Here is a 14,522-nt window from a genome sequence, read left to right as displayed (position 1 = left end):
TGTGTTCGTGTTTTGGTCTATTGCCAGTTAACGTCATATGACTACTACTCTAGCCATAATCATGCCAAATTCGCAAACCACAGAAACCCACCATAACTGCCCGACTTCATTAAAGTGGCATTCCGGGTTACTGCGCCAGCCTTTGAGAATATGTATACAAAGTGTGCCACACTTGGCACGCACTGGCCAAAACTACGCATTCCTGCCAGACCTGACACACGGCACAGGAATGCACCCACTCAACGGGCCGCACCGGCGTCGCGCCACCCCTTCAGCCCGTGCTTGTCCAGGAGACGGTAAAAAGTCCGGCGCGGGATATTGGCGAGCTCCGCGGCACGGGAGACATTCCCCCCCGCATCGGCGAGGTAACGCTGAATCAGCTTCTTCTCGACCCGAAGGACATGGGGTTCGCGCTCATTCTTGAATGAGCGGAGATCCGGCACGTCCGCCGCTCCCTCGGCATAACTCTCGGCAAAAACCAGCGGCAGGTTTCCGAGCTTGATCACCTCGTCGTGGGTCAACACCGCAGCCCGCTCCAGGATATTCTGCATCTCTCTGATATTGCCGGGCCACTGGTACTGCATCATCGATTTGAGCGCCCGCTCCTCGATGGCCTCGATGTTTTTGTTCAGTTTTTTCCGTGCCTTTTCCAGAAAATGGTGGGCAAGAAGCGGTATGGACTCGGAACGCTCACGCAGGGGAGGCATGATGATGGTAAAGACATTGAGACGGTAAAACAGGTCCTCGCGGAACCATCCTTCGCGAATCCCCTCTTCCAGATTCTTGTTGGTAGCAGCGATCAGGCGCACATCGACCTTGCGCGACTGGGTCCCCCCCACTGGCCGCACCTCGCCGGTATCGAGCACCCGCAGCAGTTCGGCCTGCAGCTTCGGCGTGATATCGCCGATCTCATCCAGGAAGATGGTGCCGCCATCGGCAGCCTCGAACAGCCCCTGCTTGTCGGCCACGGAACCGGTAAACGCACCTTTTTTGTGCCCGAACAATTCACTCTCCAGGAGCGAATCGGTCAGGGTGGTACAGTTCACAGTTACCAGTGGCTTGTCGTTGCGCCTGCTGTAGCGGTGGATGGCGCGGGCTGCCAACTCCTTGCCGGTTCCCGACTCCCCGCGGATCAGCACCGTTGTCGGCGTCGGCCCGACCTGCTTGATCAGCTCCACTACCTCGCGGGTCCTGCCGTCGCTCCCGACGATGAATTCGTCGCCGTATTCCTTGTCCAGCTCCCGCCGTGCCAGCTCGTATTTCTGGATCAGCCGCCCACGATCCTCCTCCAGACGCTGCACGTTGAACGGGAGACACATCTCCAGGTTGGCAAGCCCCTGAAAGACGGCCACCGCATACTCCCTGCACGTCTTGTAGCCACAGGCCCGGCAATTCATTTCGTCCTTGCGGGTAAACTTGTTGGTCGATTGCAGGATCTTCTTGATATCCGCCCCCTTGGGGATCGGCAGCTTCACGTCCTTGCGGGAAAAGGTCCGCGAAATATCGAGCGGTTCGCGTTCGACGCGATAGTGCGGTGCCGTACGATAGGGAAGTTCGCTCTTGAAGTGGTTGATGATCAGTTTCCGTTTAAAAAACTCGGTGAGTTCCTTGTTTTCGCAGGCACTGCCGATACAGCCATGGTAGCAGAAGCGGACATCGGTGATGCGGGGCGTGATCCGCGCCGCAGCAAGGTCGCTGATGATCCCCATGACGTTTGCCTCGCCGGTCACCGCAATGACCTCCGTATCCAAGGGGTCGGTAGCGATGGAAAAGGCCCGGAACGAGCCGGCGGTAATGGGGAAAAGCCGCCCCTGGTGGGGCTGGATACCGTCGAACGGCTGTTCGGTCAGCACCGAGAGATTGATTCCGCGCCCCTTGAACATCCCGTCCAGCTCCTGATAGGTAAGCACGACGTCAATAGCGCCGCAGGCATCCTCGGACTGGATCTCGAATTTTGCGGCTATGCATGAACTGATATAGATGACTTTCAGCTCAGGTCCGTGCACGCTCTTCAAGAAGCGGCCCATCGCCACCATGGGTGAGACGACGCCGACCAGGTTGTCGATGAGGCGGGGATAGTGACGCTCGATCAGGTCGACCACTGCCGGGCAGTGTGACGAGATGAGCGGGACAGATGCGGTTTCCAGCTCCCGCGCATAGGCTGGGGCGATCAACTCGGCGCCGTAGGCCCCCTCGTGCACCTCGGCAAAACCGAGCTTCTTGAGGCCGGTAACCAGCTTGCCGGGGCTGATCGCGTGGTAGAAGGTCGGAAAGGAGCTACCGAGCACTGCAACGACCGGGGTTTCGTCAGCGAGGTAATCCTCGGTCACCCCGATCTTGTCCGAGACCACCTTTGCCTTCTGCGGGCAGTTCCCGAGACAGTTGCCGCAACCGATGCACCGCTCGAAGATGATCTCCGTATGACTTTCCTCCAGCTTGAGCGCCTTGACCGGACAGCTCCTGACACAGGAGTAGCACTTCCGGCATCTGTCGGTCTGCGTTATGATCGGCTGCATGCTCAGATCTCCTTTTTCAGGCAGCTTACCCCTTGTCCGGACACGCATGAACGAAGGGTGCAGTTTGTACACTGTAGCGCAATTCGATACAATGTGCAACAAATGGCACACTTTGTATACACAGTGCCAGGAGTGGCACAAAGCAGGGCAAAAAAACACCCTAGTGACTAGGAGGGCAAGTCGACTAGGGCATAATGAGAGCCACCGGCTCTCGCAACTGCTATATCTTTTATTTCATTATAACCGTCCTGGCGGCTCTTTACAATGCCGAATCTTTCTCCGGCCTCCCGTGATTGCCTGAATCTATACAGTGTGTTATAAAAGGATTATTCAAGCAAAGGGGTATTCTTATGGATCTCACCATTCAGGAGCAACAGTTACTGGCCGACTTTCGACGCCTGCCCACTCAAGCGCAACGCGAGCTGATGGAACAGCTTGCCATACTGCAACGGAGACACCAGGCAGGGGAGGAGAGCCCTCAAGACCAGCCTGCCAACCAATGCCGTCTTGCCGGCCAGCCGGAAAAACGCCCGGAAGCCGCAAAAGAACCGATATTCACGGAATAACATCCCGCACGGGAAAAGGCACAGGTATAGCCCTTGTCAACTCTGTCACTGCAGCATCCCGCCTCTCCCTCCTCACGGGATAGGGAGAGGGGCTCTCGCAGCCGTTTCTTCACATTCGGCGCCCGAATCGTTCTCCTGCTCATGCTCTGGGCTGCGCCGGCAACGGCGCGACAGATCGCGCCTCTCACGGCCCCACCCCTGGGTGAACGCTGGTTCAGCATAGCCATGAACGGTGAACGGGTCGGGTTCGTGCACCTTTCCATCGCCTGTACGGAGGGGAGCTACCTGATCACCAGCGAGAGCAGCGCCAAGTTGCAGGTCCTGGGGTTTTCCCGCGAAGCGACAGCGCGTGAACAGTACCGGCTGGACAGGAACCTGTCACTGAAATCGTTCACAGTGGAACAGATCATTGACAAGAGCCCCCTGAAGGTCAGCGGAACCGTGAACGGCAAGACCGTGAAGGTGCTCGTGGAAACCAAGGGGGGGACATCGGAAAAGACCCTTAAGATAAAAGGGGCCATATACCCCCCACCGGTGGTAAACCTGTATCCCCTCTTCCAGGGAGTGTCCACAGGCCGTACCTATAAGCTGCAGATGCTGGACACCGAAGCGGTGAAGGTAAAGGACGTCACCTTCAGCGTTGTCGGTTTTGAGACGCTGAACGGCACGAAAGCCATCCATCTGCGCAACGATCTCTATCCGGTAGTGGATAACGACATCTGGGTGGACCGATCCGGCAATACGCTCCGGGAATCGGTCAGGGACGGCCTCATCCTGACTCAGGCGGAAAGTGCGACAGAGGCACGCCGCTTCCTGCTCGAAGACGCGGTGAGCAAGAAAGACCTGGTTCTCGATTTCAGTCTGGTGCGGATTGACCGGGAGATAGAACATCAGTCGGATCTGAAAGGCATGATCATCGAGCTGTCGGATCTGCCCGAGGGGATACGCCTGCCGGAAGGACCGGGGCAATCCGCAACCATCACGGCTCCGGGAAAGGTGCGGATGGTCATGTCGGCGCAGCCGAACCAGCCGGAAGCTCTCCCCCTTGCCCCGGCAGATCGGACCAGGTACCTCTCGGCCACTCCCCGCATCAATGCCGACAACCAGGAAATCATAACCTGCCAGCAGGAGGTCCTGGAGGGGTGCACCGATCAACGGCAGGCGGCAACGCTTTTGACCCGCTGGGTTGCCGACCACTTGGCCGACACGGTGAAGGACAGCCATTCCGCCGTTGAGGCGTTGCAGAACAAAACCGGCAACTGCCAGTCCCATGCCCGTCTCTATGTCTCCCTGGCACGGGCCGCCGGCATACCGAGCAGGATGGTGGCCGGGCTGGTCTATGCTGCCGGCAAAGGGTTCCTCTACCACAGCTGGGCGGAGAGTTACCTTGACGGCTGGACAGCCATCGACCCGACCTTCGGCCAGATTCCGGCAGACGTCACCCATATCAAGCTTGCCGAGGGGGATGAACCGGACGAGATGGCTGCACTGGCCGGCATCATCGGCAGGGTGAAAGCGACCGTCATCGAGACGCGGTAACCGTCACTTCCCCACGCGGCGGTCCCACTCGCGGCAATAGTCTTCCACCTGGCGCTCCACTCTCTTGCGGCTGGCCGCGGTCCAGGGACCGACCACCACCACGTTCAGGTTTTTCGGCGCAAACAGGGCAGCTGCAACGGAGCGGACCACTCCGGCATCGTTCGCAGCAGCCTCGGCATGATCCTCTTCTATATCCCGCACCAACCCCATCAGCTCGCCCCAACCATAGCGGACCTGCATCTCGTAGGTCGAATCGCGACTGTATTCCAGATCGAAGAAATAGCCGTTTTTCACCCGTTCGAGCTCATCAGGGGGGACAAGGTCCGCTGCCATGCTGAGGGTCTCTGCCAGCACCTCCTGAACAGCGCGTTCCAGGTTGTCGGGCGAAGTCGAAAGTTCGATGGCGAACGAGCCGGTCTCCTCGTAGGCCGCTATACTCGCATCGACGGAATAGACAATGCCGAGCCGCTCCCGCAGCGACAGATGCAGCCGGGAACTGCCGCCGCCACAGAGGATGCGGCGGATGAGACGGGTGGTCATGATCCTCGTGTCCAGCCGGGGGAACCCGCGGAATGCGAGCTGCAGATGCACCTGGCTGTCCGAATCCGCGACAAAGAGCGCGTGCGGCTCTGACTGATCGGTCGGTGCCGCCGGTGGTGGGAGAAGTGGCGCACCCTGCCAGTCCCCCAGTCGGGCGCTGCAGGCGGCAAAGAAATCATCCGGCCTTACACTGCCGGCTACCACCACCACGGCATTGGACGGGACATAATGACGCGACAGGTGCAGGCTGAGGTCTTCCTTGCCGATCCCCTGGATGGTGTCAAGAAAACCGATGGTCGGCATCCCCAGGGAATGATCGGGCCAGAGAAGCCTGCTGGCAAGATTGTGGGTGTTGATCTCCTCCCCCTGTTCGTTGATATCCTCCAGCGCCTCCTCGATGATGATCCTCCGCTCGACCTCCAGGCCGGGCAGCAGGGGACGGCGGATCATGGACGAGAAGATGCCGATCCCCTCGGCCACGAAACGGGGGTGGATGCGGGAGAAAAAGCAGGTGGTCTCCTCGTCGGTCGAGGCGTTCACGCTGCCGCCGATGGTCTCGAACGCGGTCTCCAGTTCCAGGGTCGTGGCGTAATCGGCTGTCCCGCGAAACAGCATGTGTTCGAGAAAATGGGCCAGGCCTGCTTTTTCGCGACTGTCGTTGCGCCCACCGACCTTCAGGTAGACGGCAAGCTCGGCACTGTGCAGGTGCGGCATCTCCACCGCCACCAGGCGCAGACCGTTGGGTAGTCGCAATGTATGGCAAGAAATCATCAATCCTCCGGTTCAGGCCTCAGTCGAAAATATGTTGTCCCTGCAGGGTTGCCCATGCCACCACGGCGTAACGCCCCGCCTTCCCGGCCACGACCAGGAGTGCGAAACGGGGGAATCCGACCCGCAGAACCCCGGCCACCAGACAGAGAGGGTCACCCACCACCGGCAGCCAGCTAAAGAGGAGCGACCAGCTGCCATAGCGGGCAAATACCAGTTCCGCACGCTGGCGATCCTGTGCACCCATGCGCAGGACCTTCTCTTCGATGAAGCGGCTGCCGCAGAGTCCCAGGAAATAGCTGGTACAGGCCCCCAGGGCATTTCCCGCAGTGGCGACCGCAACGACCGGGAGCGGCGCAAACCCCTTGAGGAGCAGGGCGATCAGAAGCCATTCCGAGCCGAGCGGAATAAGGGTCGATGCCAGAAAACTCAACAGGAAAAGGGCCGGATAGCCGTGGTTGACCAGGGACTCCTGCATGTGGCACACACTAGCGGAAAGACCGGGTGATGTCAAACCCCGCATGCCCCTGCCGGGATACTGGCTACCGGTGGCCATTTCTGCTATAGTCTCCGCACAGGAGGCCAACATGCCCTTCTTCGCCAAGCTGCTCATCACCAACCTGGTCATTGTCGGATGCGTTTACCTCGGCCGCCGGCTGCCGAGCCTGGCAGGGCTCATCGCCACCATGCCGATCACCACCCTTGCCGTCCTCCTCTGGCTCCACGCCGACCAGCCCGATGACCCGTGCCTGCTGACGGAGTATACGCACGGCGTCCTCTGGGGGATCGTGCCGACCATCCTCTTTTTTGCCGCTGCACTCTACTGCTTCCGCCGAGGCATGACACTGCCGCTCACCCTCGCGGCAAGCTTCTGCGTCTGGCTGGTCGGTGCTGCCCTGCACCAGTGGCTGCTCCGATGAAATCGGCCGCTATCCTTTCCCTGCTCCTGGGCATCCTGCTCGCACTTCCGGCATCTGCCGCCCAATTCGCCGTTGCCACCATCCCCACCCCGGTGCTCAACACCCCCGGCTTCAGGGAGATCTTTGGCGGAAAAGAAGGCTCGACGCTCAGGATGGATACCTGCGGTCAGATCAGGGCGCTGGAGTTCGTGGCGCTGCCGGGGACCGTCTTCCGGATCGAGCAGGAACTTATGAGCGGCACTGACAGACTCTACCGGGTGACCACCAACGACTACCCCTATCCATCAGGAAGCGGCTACTTCGTCGACAGCAGGTTCGTAAGCACCCGGTCCAGCCACCCGGAAGAACGTTCCCGCCATCTTCCCCCAGGGCACGAGATCCTGCGCCGGCTGCGAAAGGCCGAGGGGATCCGCTACGTCTGGGGTGGCAACGTCACCGCCGGCATTGCCGCGCTGTTGGAGATCTATCCGGCAAACACGACCCTTTCCGGCGATGACGGCTCGCTCTGGCAGCTTGCCGGACTCGACTGCTCCGGCCTCCTCTACGAAGCTACCGATGGCGTTACCCCCCGCAATACCAGCTCCCTGGTCTCATACGGTGCGGCAGTACCCGTTGCCGGCAGGGATGCCGGTACCATTGCCAGGCAGCTGCGGCCCCTGGACCTGATCGTCTGGCAGGGACATGTCCTGATTGTCATCGACCGGCAAGAGGTGATCGAAAGCCGTCTGGAATGCACGAAGAAACAGCGGGGGGGCGTCATTGTCACGCCGCTCAAAAAGAGGCTTGAGGAGATCATGCAACGGAGACGCCCGGTAGATGCAATCGGGGAACAGGATGGGAGCGGCCAGCAGGTTTTCGTCGTCCGCCGCTGGTACGGCCAGGCTACCGGCGCGGAGAAATAACGCTCATCCCTCCCGGCGGCTCATTCCGCGCAGCAGGAGAGCCGGCTGATGTCGCGGCTGAATCCCTGGGCACAGAGCCGCAACCCTTCCGCCATGGAAGGATAGACATGGAGGGAATCGGCCAGGTCGGCCACGGTCAGGCGGTAACGGACGGCAAGGGCCGCCTCGTTGATCAGATCCGCACCCCTGTGGCAGAGAAGGTGTACCCCCAGAAGCCGGCCGGTGTCCTGTTCGGCCACCATCTTGATCACCCCGCTGGTCTGCCCGGCCACGTGGGCCTTTGGAATGGCCGAGACCGGCAGGACATTGACCTTTACCGCAAAGCCCGCCAGCCGGGCAGCCTCCTCGCCGTATCCCACCATGCCGATCTCCGGATCCGTGAAGATGGCCATTGGAACCGCATGGTAGTCCATCCGGCAGCCGCAGTCCGGAGTGAACATGTCATCCACCGCCACGATCCCTTCCCGTGCACCGACGCTGGCGATCATCTGCCCGCCGGTCACATCCCCGGCGGCCCAGATCCCCTCGGCAGAGGTACGCATCCGCTGGTCGACCCTGACAAAACCCTTTTCGTCAACCTCCACCCCGGCCAGTTCCAGGCCGATACCCGCAGAGGCAGGCGCAGTCCCCACAGCCAGGAGAATCCGTTCACCGGTATATTCGTGGCGCCGGCCATCGACCTCTGCCGAGACCCGCGACAGGTCACCCGCCTTTCCCATTGAGCAGATCGAAACGCCCGTGACGACCTTCACCCCTTCGTCGGTCAGGACCCGGTGCAGGGCATCGGCAAGCTCCGGCTCCACCGCCGGCAGGATCTGCGCGCCATGTTCAAGAATGGTGACCCGGCAGCCGAGGCGGTGGTACATCTGCCCCAGTTCCATGGCAATGACCCCGCCGCCGATGATGATCAGCGAAGCGGGTAGCTCTTTCAGCAACAGGGCGCTCATGCTGGTGAGATAATCCACCTCTTCGATCCCGGGGAAACGGAGGACGCGGGGAAAACCTCCCGTGGCAACGAGGACCCGCTCGGAACGAAACTGCTGTCCAGCCACCTCGACGGTCTGTCGATCGCGCAAACGCCCCGTCCCCTTCACCAGATCGAGTCCGCTTATCCCCTGCAGCACATCCTGGTAACGGGTCCGGCGCAAAAACTCAACAACCTCCGAGCGGTGCTCGAACAACCGGGAGTAATCCACCAGGTCAAGCGACGTTCCAACCCCGACCGCCTGCCCCAGCAGGGCCTCATGCCGCAGCAGGGCCGAATGGATCAGGGTCTTGCTGGGGATACAGCCCCAATTGACGCAGGTCCCTCCTGGCTCCCCCCGTTCGACCATCAGTATCCGGGCGCCATGAACCTCTGCCCGCAGTGCCGCGGCAAAGGCGGTCGAACCGGACCCGAGAATTATTATGTCGTACTGCTCATTCATGCAGTTATCCTCGGCCAAACGCGCGACGATATCGTCTCCCGCGGTCATGGCCCGGAAAGGGTCGCCGGCAAGACTCCTCAACAAATATTAAACGCCACGGTTCCTGCGGTCAAGCTCCGCAACAACCTCGCGACGCTGCAGCTGGTTCAGTCGCTGGGATTCATAGAGATTGCGCACTTCAAGCGTACGGAGCGCGGGCAGCCAATGGGTAAACCAGATCAGCGGTGTCCGCGGATTGCTGAGAATGGCCAGTTTCACATTGGTACGACTCTGCCAGCGCTGGTGGCGGGCTACCATGGAAATGGCCTCGGGGGTGACGGTGGTGTTGCGGAGAAATTGAAAGACCGCTCGCTCCATGAGTCGCGGGTTATCGAGGCAGGCTGCCATCAAGCGGGGGTCCCCTTCTTTCAGAAGGTGCTCAACCACGGTACCGGTCCCCCGGTGGGCAAGGGTGATCTTGCTCCCCAGGGGGGTGGTCGGCAACCGCTGAATTATGGCCCGCTCAGCAGCGATCTTCTGGTCCGGGGTGCCGCCGGGTATGGCGCAGATGGTCGCGAGCTCAAACAGGGTGAGATGGGGGAGTATCTCCATGAGTTGTGGCGCCTGGGTGGCCGGATGGTGGGCCAGAGCGACCCTTATTGAATGGCTTTCCCGTGTCGACGGCATGGCACAGATCTGTTTGAGCAGTTCGCCGCCCAGGTCGCGGCGTTTCAGCAGTGAAAGGAGGTGGGGTTCTCCAAGGTGAGGATTCTTGAGGGTTGCCCGCAGGACATCCGGCGACTGGTCCTGCATGACGCGAAACAACTCGTCGTGACCGGCCGTCAGCGCCTCGTTCAGACGCTGGGCCAGATCGCGGTCCAGACTGCCGGCTGCTATGTCTCCATTGCTCATGTGGGGCGCTTCGCGGAAAAAATGTTAATCATCGTCTCTAAAACAGTATGCAGCCAACTCCCGGCATCGTCCAGGATTTTTCATGACTCCCGTTCCTTATCATCCATTCCCGCAACGCTCCAGGGCTGCCAGCACTCATCGGAGATCAGCGATTCCTCTATCTGCCTTTTTACTGAAATGGAGAGATTTTTGTCCAGCAGACCAGCCTCTGCCAGATGGCCTTCAATCTTGGCAAGGAGTTCACGCTGCCTGACGTTCCGCTCCTTCAGGTATTCCTCCATATAAATGACTTTTGCTCGTCCCATTGCACGCTCCTCGTTTGTCAAGGCAGGAAACTTGTTTCCGTGGGAATCAGATTCCTTCTGCACTTATATCGACATCGCTTTACAAATCTTTACCCATTTCAATCGACAAGGGTCAGCCCGGGCAACGGGCTGCTCTTCCCTTTCAGATGACGCAGGTTGAATCTCTCCTAAAGAAGTCGGCAATTGCCGACGACTATTATATTTAAGTCGCACTTACGCTACACCGTTGCCGGAGGGAGGAGACGACCGTGCCGAACCTGACGATCAAGCTGAAATTGTTACTCATGGGGGGGATGACCGGAGGCTTCCTGATCCTGCTCGGACTGGTCTCGTTTTTCAGTATGGGCACGACAGATGCCCAACTGGAGCAGCTCTACAAGGGACATCTCCTCGGCACGGAAAAGATCGGCAGGATCAATGAATTGATGCGCGACAACCGCATCCAGCTCCTGCTGGCTGCGCAGCATGATCCCCGCAATCCTTCCAGCAAGCTGCACGATCACCAGCTCAGCGTCCATACCGACCAGGTGGCCAAAAACATCGAAGAGATCACCAGTATCTGGGAAGCCTACAAAGCCATTCCCAACAAAAATGCGGAGCAGACCAAGCTGGCAGACGTCTATGCCGAGGCACGGGCAAAATTCGTCAATGACGGGCTCAAGCCCACAGGGGCAGCCCTGCTCGAAGGGGACTTCGACAAAGGAATGATTCTCACCGAACAGACAGTGACCCCGCTGGCAACTGCAGCCTTTAAGGCGGCAAACGAGATCTATGCCAACGAGTATGCGCTTGCCAAGGCAAGCTACGAACTTACCCAGAAAACCATGTCCAGGGCGAAAATCCTGATCCTGACCGTCATCCTCCTGGCAATGGCGCTCGGCACCCTGATCAATCTGGCGGTCATCCGTTCCATCACCAAGGGGACGTCCGAACTCTCGGCAGCTGCCGGCAGAATGGCAGAGGGGGACCTCTCCACCCTGCTCCGGATCGACAGTTCCGACGAGATCGGCACGGCAGCCCGCTCATTTAACATGATGCGGGACGCCTTCGTCGATCTCCTGGGCAAAGTCTCCTCTTCTGCCGTCCAGGTCGCATCCAGCGCCAACACGCTGAATGAAACCGCCGAGCAGATGGCAACCGGTGCGGAACAGGCTGCCGTCCAGGCCGGAACGGTGGCAACCGCCAGCGAAGAGATGGCGGCTACCTCGGGCGAGATCGCCATGAACAGCCAGATGGCTGCTGAAGGCGCGCAACAGGCCAACCGGGCAGCCCTCAATGGCGCCACTGTCGTGCAGAATACCCTGGCCATGATGAACCAGATCGCGGCACGTTCAAAGGAGAGCTCTGCAGCCGTCGAATCGTTGGGGAAGCGCTCCGACCAGATCGGCGCCATTGTCGTCACCATTCAGGACATTGCCGAACAGACCAACCTCTTGGCGCTGAACGCTGCCATCGAGGCCGCGCGCGCCGGCGAGCAGGGTCGTGGCTTCGCCGTGGTGGCCGACGAGGTCCGGGCCCTGGCAGAGCGAACAACCAGGGCTACGCGCGAAATCGGCGAGATGATCCGGGCGATCCAGGTTGACACCAAAGGTGCTGTGGCTGCCATGGAACAGGGGGTCGCACAGGTGGAGGCGGGCACCATAGAGGCGGCCAAATCCGAAGGCGCCCTGCAGCAGATCCTCGACCAGATCAACGCCGTCACCATGCAGGTGAACCAGATCGCCACCGCTGCAGAACAGCAGACCGCAACCACCAGCGAGATCAGCAGCAACATCCTGCAGATCACCGAAGTGGCGCAAGGAACGGCCAATGGCGCCCACGACTCCGCAACAGCGGCCAACAAGCTGGCGAGCCTTGCCGAAGAGCTCCAGCGGCTGGTGGGACGGTTCAGAATCTAGTAGGCTGTTGAAAACGAAGTTTCAGCGCAGCTAAAAACAGCCATCTCGCCGCCGTCCTCGAAAAGCCACCTTGTGCGGCGTAGCGCTGTTTATGCCCTGTGGGTACTACGCCTCCGCGGGGCTTTCTGCGGGTGCGACGATCTGACTGCTTTTGAACAGCCTGAGTTTTTCAACAACTTGCTAAACTCGGCATGCACAGCAATTACGCGCTCTGCTGCCGCGCAAACAGACAGAAGCTACCGCATCAACTGATAACCTCCTGAAACATCCGGCAATTCCGTTACGGCACGCCTCGTGCTAGACGGAAACCAGCCGGCAACGACGCCTCGGATAATTTCCCGGGGCGTTTGCTTTTCAGGAGGTAGTCATGAACCGGAAAACCACCAATACCATCATTATCGACGATACCACGCTGCGCGACGGGGAACAGACCGCCGGCGTCGCCTTCAGCAGGAAGGAAAAGATCGCCATCGCCAGGATGCTGGACGCCATAGGCATCCACGAACTGGAATGCGGCATCCCCGCCATGGGGGAAGAGGAACGCGCCTCAATACGCGCACTGGTCGATCTCGGGCTCTCGGCCAGACTCATCACCTGGAACCGGGCAGTGGTCGGCGATATCGAGGCAAGCATCTCCTGCGGCGTCCAGGCCGTCGACATCTCTCTCTCAGTCTCCGATATCATGATCCGCCACAAACTGGGCAAGAACCGGCAGTGGGTCAAGGAACAGCTGAAGCAGGCGCTCGGCTTTGCCAAGGAGAAAGGGCTCTATGTCTCGGTCGGCGGCGAAGACGCCAGCCGCGCCGATCTCAACTTCCTGGCCGAACTGATGCAGTCCGCTCTGGAACTCGGCGCCGACCGGTTCCGCTTCTGCGACACCCTCGGCATTCTCGACCCCTTCACCATGTTCGAAAAGGTCAGGGCTCTCAGGTTTGCCGTCCCGGACCTGCCGATCGAGGTGCACACCCACAACGACTTGGGCATGGCCACTGCCAACGCCATCGCCGGCATCAAGGCCGGCGCCCACTTCGTCAACACCACGGTCAACGGCCTGGGGGAACGGGCCGGCAACGCGGCACTGGAAGAGGTGATCATGGCCCTGAAGGTCTCCTGCGGCATCGAAACGGGCATCGACACCCACCGCTTCTGCGAGATTTCCCGGTTTGTCGGCCGGGCATCGCATCGCCCTGTGCCGGCCTGGAAGGCAGTGGTCGGCGAACGGGCCTTTGCCCACGAATCAGGCATCCATGCCGACGGAGTCATCAAAAATCCCCACAACTATGAAGGGTTCGATCCCGGCGAAGTCGGCCTTTCCCGCCAGTTGGTCGTAGGAAAGCACTCCGGCAGCAGTGGCATCATGGAGCGATATCACATGCTGGGGATACCGGTTTGCAAAGAAGAAGCGGTACTGCTGCTGGACAAGGCACGGCCACTTGCGCAGCGACTCAAGCGGGCGCTCACGGATTCGGACCTGCAGAGGCTTTACGACCTGCAGCGCCTGCAACCTGCCGCGGCATGACCTCCATCCCGCACCGACGGGAATGATTTATGCTTGTTCGATGGTTCATACTGCCATGGAAGGAAAAGGAGATCCCCCTTGAAACGGATACTGATCTGCGACGATGAACCGATCATCAGACAGAGCCTGAAAGCCCTGCTTACGAGCCTGGGGTTCGATGCAATCTTCGAGTGCAGCGACGGCGAAGCCGCCGTTGCAACGGCCATTGACAAGATTCCGGAGATTGCCATCCTCGATGTCTCCATGCCGAAGAAGGACGGCATCACGGCCGCCACCGAGATCAGGAAGCGACTGAAGATTCCCATCATCTTCCTGACCGCGTGCTACGACCCAGAAACCGTCGAGCGTGCCAAAAAAGTAGGCATCGCCGCATTCCTTACCAAGCCGCTGCGCGAACAGGATCTCTGGCCCGCCATCGAGATGGCCTACGCCCACAACGATGCCGTAGAACAGCTGAAAGACGAGGTTGCAGACCTGAAGGAGACCCTGGAAAGCCGCAAGGTCATCGAGAAGGCCAAAGGGGCACTGATGAAGAATCATGGTCTGTCCGAACCCGAAGCCTTCCGCAAGATGCAAAAACTGGCAATGGACAAGCGCAAGTCCTTGCGACAGATCGCCGAGGCGATCCTGCTCACCGAGTAGCTGCACAGAAAAGAGGCATAAACAGCAGAACCGATTGCCTCCGCACCACCTAATCCGTTACAAATCAACACATTGGCAATTTGGCACAG

At 59.9% G+C, this 14,522-nt stretch carries 13 protein-coding genes; 7 read left to right on the top strand and 6 right to left on the bottom strand.

The window, feature by feature from the left end:
* Window positions 1–239: 239 nt before the first annotated feature.
* Window positions 240–2,516 (bottom strand): AAA domain-containing protein, encoded by a 2,277-nt coding sequence (locus GJT30_09635; protein ID MSM39864.1) that lies wholly within the window; start codon window positions 2,514–2,516, stop codon window positions 240–242.
* A 350-nt stretch (window positions 2,517–2,866) separates the two neighbouring features.
* Between GJT30_09635 and GJT30_09630 the strand changes: the two genes are divergently transcribed.
* Window positions 2,867–3,082 (top strand): hypothetical protein, encoded by a 216-nt coding sequence (locus GJT30_09630; GenBank protein MSM39863.1) that lies wholly within the window; start codon window positions 2,867–2,869, stop codon window positions 3,080–3,082.
* Between the two features lie 141 nt (window positions 3,083–3,223).
* Window positions 3,224–4,621 carry a transglutaminase domain-containing protein gene (locus GJT30_09625; protein MSM39862.1) on the top strand — a complete coding sequence of 466 codons (1,398 nt, stop codon included), beginning with the start codon at window positions 3,224–3,226 and terminating at the stop codon, window positions 4,619–4,621.
* Window positions 4,622–4,624: 3 nt separating this feature from the next.
* On the opposite strand, the gene GJT30_09620 is transcribed toward GJT30_09625, so the two are convergent.
* Together GJT30_09620 and GJT30_09615 are read right to left on the bottom strand one after the other, a co-directional pair.
* A complete protein-coding gene (locus GJT30_09620; GenBank protein ID MSM39861.1) occupies window positions 4,625–5,932 on the bottom strand; it encodes an insulinase family protein in 1,308 nt (435 codons plus the stop codon).
* 19 nt (window positions 5,933–5,951) lie between these two features.
* Window positions 5,952–6,407 (bottom strand): DedA family protein, encoded by a 456-nt coding sequence (locus GJT30_09615; GenBank protein MSM39860.1) that lies wholly within the window; start codon window positions 6,405–6,407, stop codon window positions 5,952–5,954.
* A gap of 109 nt (window positions 6,408–6,516) precedes the next feature.
* On the opposite strand from GJT30_09615, the gene GJT30_09610 reads away from it, so the two are divergent.
* Window positions 6,517–6,849, top strand: a complete 333-nt coding sequence (locus GJT30_09610; GenBank protein ID MSM39859.1) for a hypothetical protein — start codon at window positions 6,517–6,519, stop codon at window positions 6,847–6,849.
* Complete coding sequence (locus GJT30_09605) at window positions 6,846–7,751, top strand: peptidoglycan endopeptidase (GenBank protein MSM39858.1); 906 nt, start codon at window positions 6,846–6,848, stop codon at window positions 7,749–7,751. Before GJT30_09610 ends, GJT30_09605 begins: the two co-directional genes overlap by 4 nt.
* Before the next feature lie 20 nt (window positions 7,752–7,771).
* Here the strand turns inward: GJT30_09605 and merA are convergent, their stop codons facing one another.
* From merA to GJT30_09590, 3 genes are all read right to left on the bottom strand, one after another.
* Window positions 7,772–9,178 carry a mercury(II) reductase gene (gene merA, locus GJT30_09600; GenBank protein MSM39857.1) on the bottom strand — a complete coding sequence of 469 codons (1,407 nt, stop codon included), beginning with the start codon at window positions 9,176–9,178 and terminating at the stop codon, window positions 7,772–7,774.
* 87 nt (window positions 9,179–9,265) lie between these two features.
* On the bottom strand, window positions 9,266–10,069 hold the full coding sequence (locus GJT30_09595) for a hypothetical protein (GenBank protein ID MSM39856.1): 804 nt from the start codon (window positions 10,067–10,069) through the stop codon (window positions 9,266–9,268).
* Window positions 10,070–10,149: 80 nt separating this feature from the next.
* A complete protein-coding gene (locus GJT30_09590; protein MSM39855.1) occupies window positions 10,150–10,374 on the bottom strand; it encodes a hypothetical protein in 225 nt (74 codons plus the stop codon).
* 704 nt (window positions 10,375–11,078) lie between these two features.
* Here GJT30_09590 and GJT30_09585 point away from each other — a divergent pair.
* The 3 genes from GJT30_09585 (at window position 11,079) to GJT30_09575 (ending at window position 14,433) form a co-directional block, all read left to right on the top strand.
* The gene (locus tag GJT30_09585; protein MSM39854.1) at window positions 11,079–12,272 is read left to right on the top strand and encodes a HAMP domain-containing protein; all 1,194 of its coding nucleotides are present in this window, start codon (window positions 11,079–11,081) and stop codon (window positions 12,270–12,272) included.
* A gap of 367 nt (window positions 12,273–12,639) precedes the next feature.
* A complete protein-coding gene (gene nifV / locus GJT30_09580; protein ID MSM39853.1) occupies window positions 12,640–13,791 on the top strand; it encodes a homocitrate synthase in 1,152 nt (383 codons plus the stop codon).
* A 78-nt stretch (window positions 13,792–13,869) separates the two neighbouring features.
* Window positions 13,870–14,433: a response regulator gene (locus GJT30_09575; protein ID MSM39852.1), complete on the top strand. Its 564-nt coding sequence runs from the start codon at window positions 13,870–13,872 to the stop codon at window positions 14,431–14,433.
* The last annotated feature ends 89 nt before the right edge of the window (window positions 14,434–14,522 follow it).

Origin of the sequence: Geobacter sp. (assembly GCA_009684525.1) — a bacterium.
Classification (GTDB): domain Bacteria; phylum Desulfobacterota; class Desulfuromonadia; order Geobacterales; family DSM-12255; genus Geoanaerobacter.
This window is presented reverse-complemented; position numbering and strand designations above follow the sequence as displayed.

What these genes read in the sequence shown, in the direction of transcription:
- GJT30_09615 (MSM39860.1), bottom strand. Translation starts at nt 6,407, where the DNA reads ATGCAGGAGTCCCTGGTCAACCACGGCTATCCGGCCCTTTTCCTGTTG.
- GJT30_09620 (MSM39861.1), bottom strand. Translation starts at nt 5,932, where the DNA reads ATGATTTCTTGCCATACATTGCGACTACCCAACGGTCTGCGCCTGGTG.
- GJT30_09595 (MSM39856.1), bottom strand. Translation starts at nt 10,069, where the DNA reads ATGAGCAATGGAGACATAGCAGCCGGCAGTCTGGACCGCGATCTGGCC.
- GJT30_09605 (MSM39858.1), top strand. Translation starts at nt 6,846, where the DNA reads ATGAAATCGGCCGCTATCCTTTCCCTGCTCCTGGGCATCCTGCTCGCA.
- merA (MSM39857.1), bottom strand. Translation starts at nt 9,178, where the DNA reads ATGAATGAGCAGTACGACATAATAATTCTCGGGTCCGGTTCGACCGCC.
- GJT30_09630 (MSM39863.1), top strand. Translation starts at nt 2,867, where the DNA reads ATGGATCTCACCATTCAGGAGCAACAGTTACTGGCCGACTTTCGACGC.
- GJT30_09590 (MSM39855.1), bottom strand. Translation starts at nt 10,374, where the DNA reads ATGGGACGAGCAAAAGTCATTTATATGGAGGAATACCTGAAGGAGCGG.
- GJT30_09610 (MSM39859.1), top strand. Translation starts at nt 6,517, where the DNA reads ATGCCCTTCTTCGCCAAGCTGCTCATCACCAACCTGGTCATTGTCGGA.
- nifV (MSM39853.1), top strand. Translation starts at nt 12,640, where the DNA reads ATGAACCGGAAAACCACCAATACCATCATTATCGACGATACCACGCTG.
- GJT30_09635 (MSM39864.1), bottom strand. Translation starts at nt 2,516, where the DNA reads ATGCAGCCGATCATAACGCAGACCGACAGATGCCGGAAGTGCTACTCC.
- GJT30_09585 (MSM39854.1), top strand. Translation starts at nt 11,079, where the DNA reads ATGATTCTCACCGAACAGACAGTGACCCCGCTGGCAACTGCAGCCTTT.
- GJT30_09625 (MSM39862.1), top strand. Translation starts at nt 3,224, where the DNA reads ATGCTCTGGGCTGCGCCGGCAACGGCGCGACAGATCGCGCCTCTCACG.